We start from the raw sequence: 18,498 nt of genomic DNA on the forward strand, positions 1-18,498 counted from the left end.
CCGTCCATCGCCGCCTGCAGCGCGCAGATCGGGTCGATCTCCGTCACGATCACCCGCGCGCCCTGACCGCGCAGCGACTCCGCACAGCCCTTGCCGACATCGCCGTAACCGCACACCACCGCGGTCTTGCCACCGATCAGGACATCCGTCGCCCGGTTGATGCCGTCGATCAACGAGTGGCGGCAGCCGTACTTGTTGTCGAACTTCGACTTCGTCACGGCATCGTTCACATTGATCGCCGGGAACAGCAACCGGCCCTCGCGGTGCATCTCGTACAGGCGGTGGACACCCGTCGTGGTCTCCTCCGTGACACCGCGGATCTCGGACGCCAGCTGGGTCCACTTCTGCGGGTTCTCGCCGAGGGTGCGGTTGAGGAGGCGGAGGATGTGGGCGTACTCCTCGCTGTCCGCGGTGGACGGGTCCGGGGCGGAGCCGGCCTTCTCGAACTCGACGCCCTTGTGGACGAGGAGGGTGGCGTCACCGCCGTCGTCCAGGATCATGTTCGGGCCGCCGGTGGGGGTGTTCGGCCAGGTCAGGGCCTGCTCCGTGCACCACCAGTACTCCTCCAACGTCTCGCCCTTCCAGGCGAAGACCGGGATGCCGGCGGGGGCCTCGGGGGTGCCGTTGGGGCCGACGGCGATGGCCGCGGCGGCGTGGTCCTGGGTGGAGAAGATGTTGCAGGAGGCCCAGCGGACCTCGGCGCCGAGGGCGACCAGGGTCTCGATGAGGACGGCCGTCTGCACGGTCATGTGCAGGGAGCCGGTGATCCGGGCGCCGGCGAGGGGCTGCTGCTCGGCGTACTCGCGGCGGATCGACATCAGGCCGGGCATCTCGTGCTCGGCGAGGGTGATCTCCTTGCGGCCGAAGGCGGCCAGGGACAGGTCGGCGACCTTGAAGTCCTGCTGGGTGGCGACAGTCGTCATGACTGGGCTGCTCCTCGTGAATCGGGTTCGAGGGTCGGTTGAGACGGCGCCTGACACCGCGCTTCGGGGCATCGCGGGCATACGGATGCCCGGTACTCCCGCGGTGCAGTCGTCGGAGGCCCTCTCTCCCTCGGCCGGTCCGAGAGGACCGCCCGACCGCCATCAGCAGCGACGTCTGGCTGGTCACGAATCTACACCGATCGGCGCAGCGACCCACAGTCCGCCCGGGGACGGGATGAGGCCGGAACCGGCCTCGACAGCACCGGGACAGGTGCTGGGACAGGGCCTCGTCGTGGGTCGGGGAGCGGGGAGAGAGGTGCGGCACGGCCCCGGAACCGGGTGGTCCGGGGCCGTGTCCGCCGGTCAGTGGCCTACGCCGCCCGGGGCCTCGGCCGGGTCGCCGCCGGAGGTGGCCGCCGTCTCGTCGTAGATGTCGGGCTCCAGGTAGATGACCCGGGCGATCGGGACGGCGGTGCGGATGCGTTCCTCGGCGGCGTTGATGGCGGTCGCGACCTGGGCGGCCGTGTCGCTGTGCCGGACGGCGATCTTGGCGGCGACGAGGAGCTCCTCGGGGCCGAGGTGGAGGGTGCGCATGTGGATGAGGCGGCTGACGGTCTCACCGTCGACGACCGCGTCCTCGATCTTCTTCACCTCGTCGATGCCCGCTGCCTCGCCGAGCAGGAGCGACTTGGTCTCGGCGGCGAGGACGATCGCGATGAGGATGAGCAGGACACCGATGCACAGGGTGCCGATGCCGTCCCAGACGCCGTTGCCGGTGACGAGCGCCAGGCTGACGCCGATCAGGGCGAGGATCAGACCGACGAGCGCGCCGAGGTCCTCCAGGAGGACGACCGGCAGTTCGGGCGCCTTGGCGCGCTTGACGAACTGGCGCCAGGACAGGTTGCCGCGGACGAGGTTGGACTCCTTGATGGCCGTGCGGAAGGAGAACGTCTCGGCGATGATCGCGAAGACGAGGACGCCGACCGGCCAGTACCACGCCTCGATCTCGTGCGGGTGCTTGATCTTCTCGTAGCCCTCGTAGATGGCGAACATGCCACCGACGGAGAAGAGCACGATGGAGACGAGGAAGGCGTAGATGTAGCGTTCGCGGCCGTAGCCGAAGGGGTGTTGCGGGGTCGCCTGGCGCTGGGCCTTCTTGCCGCCGAGGAGCAGCAGGCCCTGGTTGCCCGAGTCGGCGAGCGAGTGCACGCTCTCGGCGAGCATCGAGGACGAACCACTGAAGAGGTACGCCACGAACTTGGCTACCGCGATGGCGAGGTTGGCGGCGAGTGCCGCCACGATCGCCTTGGTTCCGCCTGACGCGCTCATGGGTGTACGTGTTCCCTTCGTCGGTGCTCCGGCCGTGCCGGCGCCGCTGTTCGGCCGCACATTTTTACATCAGGCCACGACGGTCGCGCGGAAGACCGTCCCCGTACCGGACAGTTGGGTCTTTTCGCCCGCCGGTACGAAGACGGATTCACCGGCGGCGAGCGTGATGTCGCCTGCTTTCGGGCGGCCCGCGACGGCGAGCAGGATCTGCGGGGTGGTGGCGGTGACGTCGTTGGGGGCCGCGCCCTCCGCCCGTACGAAACGGGAGAGGCGGAACTCGTCGGTCGGGGTGTCGTAGACCTCTTCGCCGGACTCGGAGGCCTCGGGGCGCAGGATGCCCGGTTCGGCCGGCTCGAAGCGGACGACCCGCAGCAGCTCCGGTACGTCGACGTGCTTCGGGGTCAGGCCGCAGCGCAGGACGTTGTCGGAGTTGGCCATGATCTCGACGCCGAGGCCGTCGAGGTAGGCGTGCGGGACGCCGGCGCCGAGGAAGAGGGCCTCACCGGGCTGGAGTCGGACGGGGTTGAGCAGCATGGCGGCGATGACGCCGGGGTCCGACGGGTGGTGGTGGGCGAGGAAGGCGTACGGGGCGTGGGCGCCGCCCAGGCGGGCGGAGGCGGCCGCGGCCTCGGCGACGGTGTGCGCCATCTCCTCGTGGTCGGCGGTCAGCAGCGCCGTCAGGACTTCGCGCAGCGCGGCCTCTTCGGGGTGCGCGTGCAGCAGGTCGACGTAGGGCTTGAGGGAGTCGACGCCGAGGGCGGCGAGGGTGTCGGCGGCCTCGGCGGGGTCGCGGAAGCCGCACAGCCCTGTGAACGGTGTGAGCGCGCAGATGAGTTCGGGCTTGTGGTTGGCATCCTTGTAGTTGCGCCGGGGCGCGTCGATCGGGACGCCGGCCGCCTCTTCGGCGGCGAATCCGGCCTCGGCCTGGGAGAGGTCGGGGTGGACCTGGAGGGAGAGCGGGGCGCCGGCGGCGAGCAGTTTGAGGAGGAAGGGCAGGTGCGGGCCGAACTTGTCGACGGTCGGCGCGCCCAGTTCCCGTACGGGATCGGCGTCGATGACCTCGTTGAGCGGACCGCGCTCGGTGCGGGAGGGGGCCGCGGGGTGGGCGCCCATCCACATCTCGGCCTGGGGCTCACCGGTGGGGGTGGTACCGAGCAGCTCCGGGATGGCCGTCGTGGAGCCCCAGGCGTAGGGGCGGACGGTGTTGACGAGGCGGTCCATCGAACGTTCCAGCTTTCCTCAGTGCGGCTGTGGGTCGGCGGAGTGTCTCAGCGGGTGGTGTCCGGGGGGTGTCGCGGCGGGATACGGCACCGGACACGGCGGAGTGGTGGGGGCGGCACACGACCGGAGGGCTCCCGGCCGGGCCCGGTCCCGGTGCGGCCCGGGGTCAGTGCGGCGGGCTGATTCCGGCGGAGGCCAGCGACAGATAGATGGCGGCGAAGTCGGTGACGGCGAGCAGTTCGGCGAGGGCCTCCAGCTCGCTGCCCTCCTCGGGTTCGAGTTCGCTGATGGCCGTCTCGTGGCTGAGAGCCAGTTCGCGGGCGGCGGGGGCGGCGGTCAGGCCGCCGGCGGGCCGGTCGCGCAGGAGTACGACCCGGGCGCGCAGGGCCTGCGGCTCGTCGACCCGGTCGCGGAAGAAGTCGTCGGGGTCGGCGCCGGCGGCGTAGTCGCCGGCGAGCAGGACGCCGTGGGCGGGCAGGGCCTCGGGGAGGTCGGCGGCGAGCGCGGGCAGTCCGGCCAGCTCGGCCAGGACGGCGGCGAAACGGCGGCCGGCCGGGCCCGCGGCGGCGCCTTCGGTCCAGATCAGCGGCAGCGAGTCGGCGAGCTCGGCGGCGAGGGTCTTGGCCGGGTTGCTGTAGGTGGCGATGGCCGGTCCGCAGCGTTCGGCCGTACGGTCCAGGCGGTCGGCGACCTTCTCCAGGGTCTCCGGGGGCGCTTCGAGGAGGCCGACCCGGTCGAGCAGGACGAGGAGCGGGGTGAACAGGGCCCATAGGGCGCTGGGCCCGGCGGCGAGGTCGTCGGCGGTCTCCTCGGCCGTGTCGTACGGGGCCGTGGCCATGGGCACGAGCAGGCCGTGGGAGCCGTTGACGGCCTCGGCGAGCGGGGAGGTGCTGGGGGCGACGGCGACGACGGTGATGCCGCGGCGGTACGCCTGCTCGGCGAGGAGCGCGAGGCCCGGCTCCGAGCCGTCGGTCGTGGGGACCAGGAGGAGGTCCACGGAGCCGGCCCAGCCGGGCAGGGCCCAGCGCAGGGCGCCGGCCGCGGCGGCGACGCCGGTGGGCTGGAGGCGGATCACGGGGGCGGCGGCGCCCGCGAGGGAGCCGATCAGGTCGGCGACGCCGGCGGCGGCGGTGCCGGGGCCCGCGACGAGGACGGCGCGGGGGCGGCCCTCGGGGCGGAGCTCGGAGACGCCGGCCTCGGCGGCGTGGCGGGCGGCGGTCCGTACGCGGGCGCCCGCTTCGGCGGCGCCGCGCAGCAGGCCTCGGCGGTCGGCGACGGCGAGGGCGTCCGGGGCGTCGAGGAGGGTCTCGTCCAGCATGGGGCCTCCGGGGCGGGGCGGGTGCGGGCCGGTGCGTGGACCCGGCCTTCGGCCGGGGGTTCTTCTTCCCACCGCACCGCCCGTGCGGCTGAGCACACGGAGGTGCGGGGCTTCCCGTGGACGGTGCCGCCGTCGGCGGCTACCGTCCGGCCCTCACTGCGGGCGGCGGGCCTCGTCGACCAGGAGGACCGGGATGCCGTCGCGGACCGGGTAGGCCAGACCGCAGCCGTCGCCCGTGCAGACCAGCTCGGGGGTCTCGGCCGCCGTCCGGTCGTTGAGCGGCGCGTGGCAGGCCGGGCAGGCCAGGATCTCCAGGAGGCCGGCTTCGAGCGGCATGGGGTGTCCCTTCGAACAAACGATGATGGTGCTGCCTTTGGGCCAGGTCAGCCTACCGCCGGGGGGACGGGGCGCGCGGCTCCTTGCCCGCCCCGTCCGTCCCGGCGGAATCCGGGGAATCCAGGAAACCCGGAAACCCGGAGATCCGAGCGTCAATCGGTCGCGCGGACCAGGGCGAGGACCTCGTCGCGCAGCTTGGCGGCGGTGGCCTCGTCGCGGGCCTCGACGTTCAGGCGGAGCAGCGGCTCGGTGTTGGAGGCGCGGAGGTTGAACCACCAGTCCCCGGCCGTCACCGTCAGGCCGTCCAGCTCGTCGAGGGTGACGCCGTCCGCGCCGTCGTACGCGGCCTTGACCGCGGCCATCCGGGCGGTCTGGTCGGCGACGGTGGAGTTGATCTCGCCGGAGGAGGCGTAGCGGTCGTACGCGGAGACCAGCTCCGACAGCGTGCCCTCCTGGCCGCCGAGGGCCGCCAGGACGTGGAGCGCGGCGAGCATGCCCGTGTCGGCGTTCCAGAAGTCCTTGAAGTAGTAGTGGGCGGAGTGCTCGCCGCCGAAGATGGCGCCGGTCCTGGCCATCTCCTCCTTGATGAAGGAGTGGCCGACGCGGGTGCGGACCGGCGTGCCGCCGTTCTCGCGCACCACCTCCGGCACGGACCAGGAGGTGATCAGGTTGTGGATGACCGTGCCGCCGGGGTGCTTGGCCAGCTCGCGGGCGGCGACCAGGGCCGTGATCGCGGACGGGGAGACCGGCTCGCCGCGCTCGTCGACGACGAAGCAGCGGTCGGCGTCGCCGTCGAAGGCGAGGCCGAGGTCGGCGCCCTCGGCGCGGACGCGGGCCTGGAGGTCGACGATGTTCTTCGGGTCGAGCGGGTTCGCCTCGTGGTTCGGGAAGGTGCCGTCGAGCTCGAAGTACATCGGTACGACGTCCAGCGGGAGGCCCCCGAGGACGGTGGGGACGGTGTGGCCGCCCATGCCGTTGCCGGCGTCCACGACGACCTTCAGCGGGCGGATCGCGGTGAGGTCGACCAGCGACCTGAGGTACGTGGCGTAATCGTCGAGGGTCTCCCGCTCGGTGACCGTGCCGGGGGCGGCGGCGGCTTCGGGCGCGCCCTGCTCCGACCACTGCTCGACCAGGGTGCGGATTTCGGCGAGGCCGGTGTCCTGGCCGACCGGGGCGGCGCCGGCGCGGCACATCTTGATGCCGTTGTACTGGGCCGGGTTGTGCGAGGCGGTGAACATCGCGCCCGGCAGGTTCAGCTGCCCGGAGGCGAAGTAGAGCTGGTCCGTCGAGCAGAGCCCGATCAGCGTGACGTCGCAGCCGAGGCGGGCCGCGCCGCGGGCGAAGGCGCCGGACAGGCCCGGCGAGGAGGGCCGCATGTCATGGCCGACGACGATGGCGTCCGCGCCCGTGACCCGTACGAACGCGGCGCCGAAGAGCTCGGCGAGACCCTCGTCCCACTGATCCGGCACCACCCCGCGGACGTCGTACGCCTTCACGATCTGCGACAGATCAGCAGCCACGGAACAACCCTCCTGAAGTCTCTGCACGCGTAAGCGGCGCGTGTACGGAACGCCCAAACTACCCGGGGTGGGGTGGGGTGCAGCAGACCGAGGGGTCGGTAGGTCCGGTTTCCGCCGTTGCCCGGGGAGTGCGCTCGGGCGCCGTGCGCGGCTCAGGAGTCGGGGGAGCGCAGGACCCGCAGATGTCCGCGGCGTCCGACCTCCATCGGGTTCCCGCCACGGCCGCCGCCCTTGCCGCCGGCCTCGGCGGCGCGCTCCTGGGGGCGGGCCGCCTCTCGTACCGCGTTGGCGAGGGCTTCGAGGTCGTCGCCGCTGGGGCGGGACGGCGCGGAGCCGTCGGTGAGCCGCACGACGTCCCAGCCGCGCGGGGCGGTGAGGCGCTCGCTGTGCTCGGCGCACAGGTCGTAGCAGTGGGGCTCGGCGTAGGTGGCGAGCGGGCCGAGGACCGCAGTCGAGTCGGCATAGACGTACGTCAGTGTCGCGACGGCAGGGCGGCCGCACGCGGTGCGCGAACAGCGACGTACAGGGCTCACGACGTTGGACGGTACCGCACTCTTGAGCGGGCCGCGACGACTCTCCACCAGGTCACTCCACCGTGTCGCGGTGTGACGTCGGACACGGGCCCTCCGGGGGCTGCCCCGGTGACCTGCGCGGGAGGAGCGTACGGGGCACCGGGACGGCGGGTGATCCGGACAGAGGCCGACAGGAATCCGGTCAACCACGGCCAGATGGCCGATCGGCGGGGCATACCGAATCGCGCCGCCGCTTGGCCGGAATGCTCAACAAACGACAGGGCGGTTAGGGCCGATGCGGAGCCGGCCCGTGTGCGCCACGGTCGTGGATCACCGAGGAGAGTTACGCTGCGTCAGTGATGGACAGTCCTGTGCCGCCGCGCCCCTCGTCCCGTCCCACGGAGTCCGACCCGACGGCTTCGGACCCGGCGGGATTCCAGCCGATGGATCCGAGCCGTACGGGGTCCGGCCCGGCGGAGTCGAGCCGGGTCCCGGCGGAGCCGCGGACGCGGCGCCGCGACCGTCACGGGCGCGGGATGCGGGGGCCGGTCGCCCCGCCGCAGGTCCCGCTGTCGGCGAGCCGGGCGGACACGTTCCGCGATCTGGTCCTGGACTCCGTGGAGCGGCTGGAGCGGCGCTGGCCGCAGCTGGCGGACGTCGAGTTCATGGTGCTCGACGTGCCGCCGACGGTGCCGGGCGAGGCCGTTCCCCTGGGGGGTTCGATGCCCGCGGAGAAGAGTGGTCCGGCGCGGGTCGTCGTCTACCGGCGGCCGGTGGAGATCCGCTCCAAGAGCCGCGACGAGCGGGCGCTGCTCGTCCACGAGATCGTGGTGGAGCAGGTGGCGGAGCTGCTGGGCCTCTCCCCGGAGTCGGTCGACCCCCGGTACGGCCAGGACTGACCGTACGCGCGGGCCTGACGGGCCCGGGCGGGAGTCGGCAGGCCCGCCCGGTCCTCGGGCGTCAGTCGTCCAGGACGGAGAGGTCCTGCTTCGCCGTCGGGACCTCGACCGTGCCCCGGTCGTCGGACAGGGTCTGGACCGTGAACATCGGGACGCCGTCCTCCGGGAGGGCCAGCGTGCGGGCCGCGTGGACCGGCCCGCCCGAGAGGCGCTCCACGGTCAGCGCGTAGGAGCCCTTCAGGCCCTCTGGCACCGGCGGGGTCACGGCCGTCGTCGTACCGCCCTTGACCGTGAAGGTCTTGGAGACCGGCGTGCCGCCCTCCGAGCCGGCGGAGGCGGTGACCCGGACCTCGGCGGTCTCGCCGGGAGCGGTCAGGGAGAGTGTCGAACCCGCCGAGCGGTTGTCGGCGACGGTGGCGCGGGCGGTGATCGCCGAGGTCGCCGGGATGAAGGCGACCTCCTGCTCCTTGCCCTTGCCGCGGACGACCCGCAGGGCGGCGACCACGGGCGTGGCCTTCTTGGGGTCGGTGGGGGTGAGCAGCAGGGAGCCGGGCTCGCCGCGGGTGAGGTCCGGGAGATCGACGGCCGCGGTCATGCCGGACTTAACGTGGAGGGACTGGGCGCTCGCCGGCACGATCGTGCCGCTCTGGCCGACCAGCTGGATCTTCAGGTCGGCGTCGTCCTGTCCCGGCGCGTACGCCACCAGGCGCACCGAGGTGGCGTCCTTCGGGATGCCGGGCAGGACGGCACGGGCGGCCGGGTCGGCCGAGGCGGGGAGCCAGTCGCTGCCCAGCTTGTCGTCGGCGGAGCGGATGACCGCGCCGACGCGGCCGCTGCGGGTGGTCACATGGACGGTGACGTCGGCCTTCGCCCCCTCGCCGGTGAGCGTGGAGAGCAGGACGGGGACGCTGGAGTGCGCCGGGACCGGGATGCCCTCGGTCAGTTGCGACGGCAGCGCGCCCTCGGGGCCGTGCAGCTCGATGTCGGCGACGGCAGCGGTGTCGTCGGGGTTGGTGAGGTGGACGTAGTCCTGGCGTTCCTTGGCCGTGGAGGCGGCCGGGAACCAGAAGTCCGTGTCGGGAGCCGTGCAGGAGACGCCGAGCAGTCCGCGGGCGCCGCCGGCGGGGACGACGGTGGTCTGCTGGACGGTCCAGCCGGGGGCGAGAGCGCCGGTCGCCGAGCCGGTCAGGGCGGGGGCGGTGCCGCCGTTCGCCTCGGCGGTGACGGGCTTTCCGGGCTCGGCGGCGGTGGCCGGCGCCTTGGCGGCGGCCGGCTTCTTCGGCTTGTCGTCGACGGGCGGGGCGGCGGGCCGGGCGGGCTTCAGCTCGGCCTTCGTCGTGGCGGCCTTGCCCGGCTCCGTCCTGGCGGTGCCGGCCTTCGCCGTGGGGGTGTAGGACGTGTAGACCGTCTCGGCCACCTCGGACGTGCTGGGGGCGGGGCACAGCAGGCTGGAGCGCTCCACGGGCACGGGCAGCCTGGCGGCGGGGGTGGCCGCGGTGGTGCCGTCGGGTGCGGTGAGGGCGGCGAAGCCGGTGACGGCCGCGAGGGCCGTGGCGACCGCGATCAGGGAGAGGGTGGGGCGCTTCACTGGTTGCTGCTCCCGTCGGGACGCTGCTGCTCGGGGTCGTACCCGTAGGCGTACGGGTCGTACTGCTGCTGCTCGTACGGCTGCTGCTGGGACTGCTGCGGGTCGTAGCCCTGCTGCTGGGACTGCTGCTGCTGGTCGTAGTCCTGCTGCTGCGGGTAGGGGTCGTACTGCTGCGGCTGCTGGTCGTAGCCCTGCTGCGGGTACTGCTGCTGGTACGGGTCGGCCGCGTACTCCGTGTACTGCGGGTAGTAGCCCTGCTGGGCGTACTGGTCCTGCTGTTGCTGCTGCTGCCAGTCCTCCGCCGCGTACGTCTGCTGCTCGGGGACCGGGACCGGCTCGGGCGCCGGTTCAGGGGTCTGCTCCGCCGCGGCCTCCGTCTCGGCCGCCTCGGCGGCGGCGCGGAGCCGGCGGGCGCGGCGGCCGTCGCCCTCCATGGCCTGGGCGGGGACGACGACCTCCACCTCGGGCAGGTCGTCGTCGATCTCGCGGCGCCGCCCGGGCAGGGCGAGGACGAGCAGGACGACGGCGAGTCCGGCCTGGGTCCAGATCCACGCGGTGTGGGTGAGCGGCTCGTCGTACGTGAGGTCGAGGCGGCCGCCCTCGGCGGGCAGTTCGAAGCCCTGGGCCCAGCCGTCGACGGTGGTCTTCCCGAGCGCCTTGCCGTCGAGGGTGGCGGTCCAGCCGTCGTCGGCGCGGTCGGCGATGCGCAGGACGCGGCCGGCGGGGCCCGCCGGGATCTCGGTGTGCGCTTCGACGGGTCCGGCGGCGACGGCGACCGGCCGGGTCGCGTCCGTGGCGCCGCCGTCGGCCTTGGCGGCGGGGACGATCGTCGCGCGGGCGACCTCGCGGTCGACGCGCCACAGCGCGCTGCCGTCGAGCTGGCTGAGCCGGCTGAGGCCGGGGGTGGCGTCGAGGACGCGGCTCATCTGGCGCGGCGCCCCGTCCCGTACGAGGACGTAGCGGATGGCGAATCCGCTGAGCTGCGCGGTCTGGTCGGCGCCGGAGCCGGCCACGAGGTGGGCGACGACCTTGTCGAGCAGGGGGTCGCCGTCGGCGGCCGCGGTGAGTTCGGCGTCGCCGAGGCGGCCGCCGGAACCGCGGACCAGGGTGTACGCGACCTCGCCGGGCGACGTGCCGCCGAGGACGAGGGTGCGGGGCTGGTCGCGGGTGCCGCTCTCCTCGGCGACGAACGCCGGTACCTGGACCGGGTCGCGCCGGGTCAGCGGGCCGTCGGCGCCGGCGATCATCCAGGTGACCGAGGCGGCGATCGGTCCGAGGGCGGCGGCGAGCGCGATGAGGGCCGCGACGGGCTGGCGCCAGCCGAAGCCGTGCGCGGCGACGCGGGTGCGGCCGCCCTCCGCCCCGATCATGCCGGCGGCGAGCAGCGCGGCGCCGTAGACGAGGGTGGCGGGTCCGGCCCAGGCCGTGCCGCCCGCGCCGTTGGACAGCGCGGCGAACACGAGCCCGACGAGGGCGGCGGTCCAGGCCGTACGGACGGCGAACTGCCGCTCTTCGCGCAGCAGCGCGGCCAGGGCGGCGAGGACGAGGCCGATCAGCAGGAGACCGCCGACGGTCCCGGGGCCGCCGGGGCTGGTCCCGAGCAGATCGAGGGCCGAGGCCGCTTCCGTACGGAAGTCGAGCCCGGCCTCGCGCAGGAGGGCGGAGGGGCTGGTCAGCAGGGAGAGCGACCAGGGGGCGAGGACGAGGAGGGGGGTGCCGACCGTGGCGAGGAAGCGCAGTCCGTACGCGGTGATGTCGTCGCGGCGCAGGACCAGCACGCCGATGCCGAGGACGACCGCGAGGGGCCAGACGATCGGGGTGAACGCCATCGCGAAGGTCAGCAGGAAGGTGTAGGCCCAGGTGGCGCGCCAGCCGACCCGGTCCGGACGGTGGAGTCCGGCGGCGGCGACGGCGGCGCGGGCGATGAGCGGCAGCAGGATCGCGAGGACGGCGGTGCCCAGGCGTCCGGTGGCGAGCGCTCCGGTGGTGGCGGGCAGGAAGGCGTACGCGATGGAGCCCCATGCGCGCAGCAGCCGGGACTCGACGATCGGGCGGGCCGCGAAGTAGGCGGTGAAACCGGCCAGCGGGACCGAGCAGACGAGCAGCAGGGTCAGCGCGAAGGAGGTGGAGCCGAGGAAGAGCGCGGAGAGTCCGGCGAGCACGGCGAGGTAGGGCGGGGCGGTCTGGGTGCCACCCGTGCCGAGGGCGTGCCAGGCGTCGGCGTACCGGCCCCAGAGCTCGGAGACCGAGTCGGGGGCGGGCAGCAGGGCTCCGCCGGCGAGCGAGCCGCCTCCGAACAGGCCTCGGCAGGCGACCACGGAGACGAGCAGGAGGAGGGCGAAGAGGAGCGGTCCCGGTTTGCGGGCGATCTTCTTCAGCCGGGCGAACTGCTCGATCTCCATGAAGTCGGCGTCGTCGCCGCCGGGCCCGGATTCGACGGCGCCGTGCCGGGAGCCGCCGGAGTCGGCGTCGGAGCCGCCGAAGTTCGCGACGACCTGTTCGACGGTGGCGCGGACGGTGGCGCCGGGCGGCGGGAAGAGCGGGCGCAGTTCGCTCGCGGCGACGGCGGGGTTCTTGCGGCGCTTGCGGGCGGCGAGGATCTTCTCGGGGCGCAGCAGGGTGGCGAAGAGGCCCATCACCTCGTCGACGGCCTGGCCGGGGACCTTGCCGACGAGGTAGGCGAGGGTGCGCAGCAGGGTGCCGAGGATGAGCCGGACCAGGACGTAGGGCAGGACCGCGCCGCGGGCGTTGGCGAGGAGGGTGTAGACGGCGCCGGCCTTGTCGACGCGGTGCGGGTTGGTCACGGACCGGCCCGCGCAGTCGACGGTGCGGCGTTCGCGGGCGGAGGCCTCGGCGTGGCGCAGGACGGCGTCGGGGGCGACGAGGACGCGGTGGCCCGCGGAGTGGGCGCGCCAGCACAGGTCGACGTCGTCGCGCATCAGGGGCAGGCGCCGGTCGAAGCCGCCGAGCTGCTCGAAGACGTCGCGGCGGACGAGCATGCCGGCGCTGGAGACGGACAGGACGGAGCGGACCTGGTCGTGCTGGCCCTGGTCCTGTTCGCGGCGGTCGAGGCCGGTCCAGCGGCGGCCGCTGCGGGCGATGGAGACGCCGGCTTCCAGCAGCTGCTTGCGGTCGTACCAGCCGCGGAGCTTGGGGCCGACGATGGCGGCGTACGCGTCGGAGTCGGCGACGCGCAGCAGTTCGGCGAGCGCGTCGGGTTCGGGCGCGCAGTCGTCGTGGAGCAGCCAGAGCCACTGCACGGGCTCGCCGTGCGGGAGCTCGGGCAGGTCGTAGGCGTCGTCGCGCCAGGTCCGGCTGACGGGGTCCCAGCCGCTGGGCCGCTTCAGATACGGGAGTTCCTCGGGTCCGAGCAGGGGCGCGGTGCGGGCGGCCTCCTCGACGGCGGCGCCGAAGCCCGTACGGCGGGCGAGGTGGAGCACCCGGTCGGCGCCGATCGCGTCGGCGAGCAGCTGCGCGGAGTCGTCGGCGCTGCCGGTGTCGGCGGCGACGACGTTCTGTACGGGGCGTTCCTGGGTGAGCAGCCCGGCGAGGGCGTCCGGCAGCCAGCGCGCGCCGTCGTGGGCGACGAGCACGGCGGTGACGACGTGTCGCGGAAACTCGGGAGTTGAGGACATCGAGGTACGGGCCCTCCGGCCGGGGTCGCCCGCGGGGGGCGTGAGTGCGTCTCGGACGGGGCCCCACACTAACGGCAGACAAGGAGGGGCGGCGCGCGGCGCCTCGATGAGGGGCGGCGGCCGGGCGGCGGGAGAACGAGAACGGTCCGCCTCCTGTGGACAGAGCACAGGGAGCGGACCGTTCGTCGTATGCGGTGTGCGTCGTTCGGCGGGCGCGGTCGGCGGCGGCGGCCCGGCGGTCGGACGGTCAGACGGCGGCCTTCTTCAGGCGGCGTCGTTCACGTTCGGACAGACCGCCCCAGATGCCGAAGCGTTCATCGTTCTGCAGGGCGTACTCGAGGCATTCGGAGCGGACCTCACAGGCGAGGCAGACCTTCTTGGCCTCGCGGGTCGAGCCGCCCTTCTCGGGGAAGAAGGACTCGGGATCGGTCTGGGCGCACAGTGCGCGCTCCTGCCAGCCGAGTTCCTCGTCCGCGTCCTCGACCAGCAGTTCCTGGAACAACTCGGTCATGTGCGCCCCTCGTCTGTCTTCGCGTCCCCGTGATGTAGCCGCCGCCGATTTCCGGCCGAACGACACGAGTGAAATTACAAGTTCGTGCTCTGTGCGAGTCAAGCCGGAATCTGCTATTGGGCCCGGTATTCACTCTGCGGAACCAAGGCTATGCGGAAAGTGTTCAAATCACCAAAAACCTGACACTTGCCACCGGCCTGACCTCACCGCGCCCCTCATGAAGGAGGACGCCCGAGACATGGATCTTGTTGCGATCCAGCCACGGAAGCGATCCGGATCACAGTCTGATCACAAGACCCCGGCCGCGTTTACGGGCACGGTGCTGCGCCACATGTCCCGCCCCCTGGCTGCACAAACCTTTCTCCGGACGCAGCAACCGGATGAGGTGAAACATTACCGCCAAAACGGGCATTGGGTTGACAGTCGGGACGTCCGCCCGTCACCTTTGTTGCCATGCCAGCGACCTCAGCGCCCTCCGCGACCCACGCCCGTGGGTTCCGCCGCGCTGTCCAGGCCCGCTGTTGCTGTTGCTGTCCCAGCTGTTGATGCCGTAGCGCTCCAGCCAGCTTCATCTCTCGCGTCACCTCTCTCGCGTCACCCCGCTACCCCCGTTTTCCCGCGTCATCCCCGCTTTCTCGCGACACCCCCGCACTGCACACTTCTGCTTCTGCCGAGGAACCACCGCACCCATGAACAGCGACAGCGACCTTCAGATCGCCGGCGACCTCCTGGAGGTCCAGCACCTCCTCCAGCCCGCGCGCGAGCACCCCGCCACCGTGGCCGAGTTCGCCGGGCTCGCCCGCTCCATCGCCGCCGACCGCGCGCAGTGGGCCCCGCACGTCGAGTACGACGCCACCACCCGCTGGTACCACCGGCTGCGCACCGGCCCCGGCTACGAGGTCTGGCTGCTCTCCTGGGTGCCCGGCCAGGGCAGCGGAACGCACGACCACGGCCCCTCGTCCGGCGTACTGACCATGCTGCGGGGCGAACTGACGGAGCGTACGGAGCGGGGCACGAGGACGCTCACGACCGGCGCCCAGAGGGTGTTCGCACCGGGGTACGTCCACGAGGTCGTCAACGCCTCGCTGGAGCCGGCGGTCAGCCTGCACGTCTACTACCCGGGCCTCACCGAGATGCCGATGCACGAGTCCCTCGGGGCGCGGTGCGCCGCGGAGACCCCGGGAGCCGTTCCGGCCTGACGGGCCCGCCCGCCGCCCGGCCGCCACCCCTGACAGACTGTCCGTATGCGCATTGTGGTTCTGGCAGGTGGCATCGGTGGTGCCCGCTTCCTTCGCGGCCTCAAGCAGGCCGCTCCCGACGCGGAGATCACGGTCATCGGCAACACCGGTGACGACATCCATCTCTTCGGGCTGAAGGTCTGCCCCGACCTCGACACGGTGATGTACACCCTCGGCGGTGGCATCAACGAGGAGCAGGGCTGGGGCCGCGAGGACGAGTCCTTCACGGTGAAGGAGGAGCTCGCGGCCTACGGCGTCGGACCGGAGTGGTTCGGCCTCGGCGACCGGGACTTCGCCACGCACATCGTCCGTACGCAGATGCTGGGCGCCGGCTATCCGCTGAGCGCCGTCACCGAGGCGCTGTGCGCCCGCTGGCAGCCGGGCGTCCGGCTGCTTCCGATGTCCGACGACCGGGTCGAGACCCATGTCGCCATCGACGTGGACGGGGAGTCCAGGGCGGTGCACTTCCAGGAGTACTGGGTGAGGCTCCGCGCGTCCGTGGACGCGCGGGCCGTCGTGCCGGTCGGCGCGGAGGCCGCGAAGCCGGCGCCGGGTGTCCTGGAGGCGATCGCGGAGGCGGACGTCGTCCTCTTCCCGCCGTCCAACCCCGTCGTGTCCGTCGGCACGATCCTGGCCGTACCGGGCATCCGCGAGGCGATCGCCGAGGCGGACGTGCCCGTGGTCGGCCTCTCCCCCATCGTCGGCGGCGCGCCCGTGCGGGGCATGGCCGACAAGGTTCTCGCGGCGGTCGGCGTGGAGGCGACGGCCGCGGCGGTCGCCCAGCACTACGGCTCCGGGCTGCTCGACGGCTGGCTGGTCGACACGGTGGACGCGGGCACGGTCGCCGACGTCGAGGCGGCGGGCATCCGCTGCCGGGCGGTGCCGCTGATGATGACGGACCTGGACGCGACGACGGCGATGGCGCGCGAGGCGCTGGCGCTGGCGGAGGAGGTCCGGGAATGACGGGTCCGGCGGAGCGGGACGCCGGGGAGCCGGACGCCGGGGAGCGGGAGGTCGCTGAGCGGGGCTCCGTCGGGCGGGACGCCGGGGAGCCGGACGCCGTCGGGCAAGAGGCCGCTTTTCGGGTGTGGGCGGTGGCCGGGCTGCCCGAGGTGAAGGCGGGGGACGATCTCGCCAAGCTCATCGCCTCCGTCTCCCCCGGTCTCCGCGACGGGGACGTCCTGCTCGTCACCTCGAAGATCGTGAGCAAGGCCGAGGGGCGGGTGGTCGCCGCCGCCGACCGGGAGGAGGCGATCGACGCCGAGACCGTACGGGTGGTCGCGCGGCGCGGCACCCTCCGGATCGTCGAGAACCGGCAGGGGCTCGTCATGGCCGCCGCCGGGGTCGACGCCTCCAACACCCCCGCGGGCACCGTGCTGTTGCTGCCGGTCGACCCGGACGCCTCGGCCCGCGCGCTCCGGGAGGGGCTGCGGGACGCGCTCGGGGTCGACGTCGGGGTCGTCGTCACGGACACCTTCGGCCGGCCCTGGCGCAGCGGTCTGACGGACGTGGCCATCGGCGCGGCCGGAGTGCGGGTCCTCGACGACCTGCGCGGCGGCACGGACACCCACGGCAACCCGCTCAACGCCACCGTCGTCGCCACCGCCGACGAACTCGCCGCGGCGGGCGATCTGGTGAAGGGCAAGACGAGCGGCACACCGGTCGCCGTGGTGCGCGGGCTGCCGCACCTGGTGGGCGACGTCGGGGAGGGGGCCCGGGCGCTGATCCGGGGCGCCGCCGACGACATGTTCCGGCTCGGGACCTCGGAGGCCGTACGGGAGGCGGTGACCCTGCGGCGTACCGTCCGCGAGTTCACCGACGAGCCCGTGGACCCGGGGGCGGTACGGCGGGCCGTCGCCGCGGCCGTCACGGCACCGGCTCCGCACCACACCACGCCCTGGCGTTTCGTCCTCCTCGAATCGGAAGGGTCGCGGACCCGGCTGCTCGACGCGATGCGGGACGCCTGGATCGCGGACCTCCGCCGGGACGGCAGGTCGCCGGAGTCCATCGCGAAACGCGTCCGCCGCGGCGACGTCCTGCGCGACGCCCCGTACCTGGTCGTCCCCTGCCTGGTCATGGACGGCTCCCACCACTACGGCGACGCGCGCCGGGACGCGGCGGAGCGCGAGATGTTCGTCGTGGCGGCGGGCGCGGGCGTGCAGAACTTCCTGGTGGCGCTGGCCGGTGAGCGGCTGGGCTCGGCGTGGGTGTCCTCGACGATGTTCTGCCGCGATGTCGTACGGGAGGTCCTCGCGCTGCCGGAGGGCTGGGACCCCATGGGGGCGGTCGCGGTCGGGCACGCGGCGGCGCCGCCGAAGGAGCGGCCGGCGCGGCAGGCGGGGCGGTTCATCGAGGTGCGCTGAGGTCTCGCGCCGCCGCTTCACGGAGAGCCAGGACGTCTCCCTCGCCGCCGCCTACCGTCCGGCCTCGCTCAGAGGGTCCCGATGTCGCCGGGGGTCATGCGCGGTGCGCGGCGCGGCGGGGTGTGTCCGCTGAGGAGGATCAGGCGGGCCGCGCGGTACCGCTGGCCCGCGTAGGGGGCGAGGAGTTCGAGCATGGCCGTGTCGTCGGCGGTCCGGTCGCCCGCGAGGGCGTAGCCCACGATGCTCGGCAGGTGGTAGTCGCCGACGCTGACGGCGTCGGGGGCGCCGTTGCTGCGCTGGACCGTCTCGGCGGAGGTCCAGGGGCCGACGCCGGGGATCAACTCCAGGCGCTTCTGGGCGAGTTCGGGTTCCATGGCGGCGGCCTCCTCCATGCGGCGGGCGACCTTGGCGACGCGCAGGACGGTGGCGGCGCGCTTGTCGTCGACGCCCGCGCGGTGCCACTCCCAGGACGGGATGAGCGACCAGGTGCGGGCGTCGGGCACGACGTGGAGTCCGTACGTCCCCTCCGGGACGGGGCCGGGGGCGGGCTCGCCGTACTTGCGTACGAGAAGGCGCCAGGCGCGGTACGCCTCGTCCGTCGTGACCTTCTGCTCCAGGATCGACGGGATCAGCGACTCCATCACCAGACCGGTGCGGGCCAGGCGCAGTCCGGCTCGGCGGCGGTGGGTGGCGGCGACGATCCGGTGGCGGGGGACGAAGGCGGTGGGGTCGTCGTCGGCCCCGAGGAGCTGAGGCAGGCGGTCGAGGAGCCAGTCGGCGCCGGGTCCCCAGGCCTCGCCCTCCACGGCGCCGCCGCGCGCGGCGACCCTGAGCGTGCCGGGACCGGCGGGGGTGCGGCTGGTGCGCCAGACGGAACCGTCGGGGAGCGCGCGGAACGTGGGGTCGGCGGGGCCTCGGCGGAGGGGACCCAGGGTCAGGCCGAGGTCGTACGGGGTGGGCGGTGTCCACCGCCGGACGGTGCCGGGGCCGGGGGCAGCGGCGGGCCTGGGGGCGGGTACGGAGACATGGCCGCCGCGCACGGTGGTGCGGGTGGGGCGTGGAGCGAAGCGGCCGGCCATGGGTACGAGGGTAAGCGGCCGCGGGC

At 73.5% G+C, this 18,498-nt stretch carries 15 protein-coding genes; 4 read left to right on the forward strand and 11 right to left on the reverse strand.

Annotation, left to right across the window (positions count from 1 at the left end):
- From ACWDX6_RS27865 to ACWDX6_RS27895, 7 genes are all read right to left on the reverse strand, one after another.
- A partial coding sequence (locus tag ACWDX6_RS27865; RefSeq protein ID WP_451487642.1) for an adenosylhomocysteinase occupies nucleotides 1-923 on the reverse strand: 923 nt, incomplete at its 3' end.
- A 363-nt stretch (nucleotides 924-1,286) separates the two neighbouring features.
- Nucleotides 1,287-2,252, reverse strand: coding sequence for a cation diffusion facilitator family transporter (locus ACWDX6_RS27870; RefSeq protein ID WP_451487643.1), 966 nt, complete (start codon nucleotides 2,250-2,252; stop codon nucleotides 1,287-1,289).
- 69 nt (nucleotides 2,253-2,321) lie between these two features.
- Nucleotides 2,322-3,473, reverse strand: coding sequence for a mannose-6-phosphate isomerase, class I (gene manA / locus ACWDX6_RS27875; protein ID WP_451487644.1), 1,152 nt, complete (start codon nucleotides 3,471-3,473; stop codon nucleotides 2,322-2,324).
- A gap of 166 nt (nucleotides 3,474-3,639) precedes the next feature.
- Nucleotides 3,640-4,791 carry an SIS domain-containing protein gene (locus ACWDX6_RS27880; protein ID WP_451487645.1) on the reverse strand — a complete coding sequence of 384 codons (1,152 nt, stop codon included), beginning with the start codon at nucleotides 4,789-4,791 and terminating at the stop codon, nucleotides 3,640-3,642.
- A 153-nt stretch (nucleotides 4,792-4,944) separates the two neighbouring features.
- Nucleotides 4,945-5,127, reverse strand: a complete 183-nt coding sequence (locus ACWDX6_RS27885) for a Trm112 family protein (RefSeq protein WP_356896532.1) — start codon at nucleotides 5,125-5,127, stop codon at nucleotides 4,945-4,947.
- Nucleotides 5,128-5,279: 152 nt separating this feature from the next.
- A complete protein-coding gene (locus tag ACWDX6_RS27890) occupies nucleotides 5,280-6,647 on the reverse strand; it encodes a phosphomannomutase/phosphoglucomutase (protein WP_451487646.1) in 1,368 nt (455 codons plus the stop codon).
- A gap of 152 nt (nucleotides 6,648-6,799) precedes the next feature.
- On the reverse strand, nucleotides 6,800-7,228 hold the full coding sequence (locus tag ACWDX6_RS27895; RefSeq protein ID WP_356896528.1) for a DUF3499 domain-containing protein: 429 nt from the start codon (nucleotides 7,226-7,228) through the stop codon (nucleotides 6,800-6,802).
- Nucleotides 7,229-7,602: 374 nt separating this feature from the next.
- On the opposite strand from ACWDX6_RS27895, the gene ACWDX6_RS27900 reads away from it, so the two are divergent.
- Entirely contained in the window at nucleotides 7,603-8,058 is a 456-nt protein-coding gene (locus tag ACWDX6_RS27900; RefSeq protein ID WP_451487663.1) for a metallopeptidase family protein, read from the forward strand.
- A 61-nt stretch (nucleotides 8,059-8,119) separates the two neighbouring features.
- On the opposite strand, the gene ACWDX6_RS27905 is transcribed toward ACWDX6_RS27900, so the two are convergent.
- The 3 genes from ACWDX6_RS27905 to ACWDX6_RS27915 form a co-directional block, all read right to left on the reverse strand.
- Nucleotides 8,120-9,646 (reverse strand): DUF5719 family protein, encoded by a 1,527-nt coding sequence (locus ACWDX6_RS27905; protein WP_451487647.1) that lies wholly within the window; start codon nucleotides 9,644-9,646, stop codon nucleotides 8,120-8,122.
- Nucleotides 9,643-13,281 (reverse strand): glycosyltransferase family 2 protein, encoded by a 3,639-nt coding sequence (locus ACWDX6_RS27910; RefSeq protein ID WP_451487648.1) that lies wholly within the window; start codon nucleotides 13,279-13,281, stop codon nucleotides 9,643-9,645. Before ACWDX6_RS27910 ends, ACWDX6_RS27905 begins: the two co-directional genes overlap by 4 nt.
- 247 nt (nucleotides 13,282-13,528) lie before the next feature.
- On the reverse strand, nucleotides 13,529-13,792 hold the full coding sequence (locus tag ACWDX6_RS27915; RefSeq protein ID WP_015033978.1) for a WhiB family transcriptional regulator: 264 nt from the start codon (nucleotides 13,790-13,792) through the stop codon (nucleotides 13,529-13,531).
- A gap of 689 nt (nucleotides 13,793-14,481) precedes the next feature.
- Here ACWDX6_RS27915 and ACWDX6_RS27920 point away from each other — a divergent pair.
- Genes ACWDX6_RS27920 through ACWDX6_RS27930 form a run of 3 tightly spaced genes read left to right on the forward strand, consistent with a single transcriptional unit; the run spans nucleotide 14,482 to nucleotide 17,393 of the window.
- Nucleotides 14,482-14,991: a cysteine dioxygenase gene (locus ACWDX6_RS27920; protein WP_451487649.1), complete on the forward strand. Its 510-nt coding sequence runs from the start codon at nucleotides 14,482-14,484 to the stop codon at nucleotides 14,989-14,991.
- A gap of 45 nt (nucleotides 14,992-15,036) precedes the next feature.
- Nucleotides 15,037-15,993, forward strand: coding sequence for a 2-phospho-L-lactate transferase (gene cofD, locus ACWDX6_RS27925; RefSeq protein ID WP_451487650.1), 957 nt, complete (start codon nucleotides 15,037-15,039; stop codon nucleotides 15,991-15,993).
- Nucleotides 15,990-17,393: a coenzyme F420-0:L-glutamate ligase gene (locus tag ACWDX6_RS27930; RefSeq protein ID WP_451487651.1), complete on the forward strand. Its 1,404-nt coding sequence runs from the start codon at nucleotides 15,990-15,992 to the stop codon at nucleotides 17,391-17,393. Before cofD ends, ACWDX6_RS27930 begins: the two co-directional genes overlap by 4 nt.
- Nucleotides 17,394-17,461: 68 nt before the next feature.
- On the opposite strand, the gene ACWDX6_RS27935 is transcribed toward ACWDX6_RS27930, so the two are convergent.
- Nucleotides 17,462-18,472 carry a DNA-3-methyladenine glycosylase family protein gene (locus ACWDX6_RS27935; protein WP_451487652.1) on the reverse strand — a complete coding sequence of 337 codons (1,011 nt, stop codon included), beginning with the start codon at nucleotides 18,470-18,472 and terminating at the stop codon, nucleotides 17,462-17,464.
- Between the last annotated feature and the right edge of the window lie 26 nt (nucleotides 18,473-18,498).

The organism is Streptomyces sp. NPDC003027, assembly GCF_053591435.1.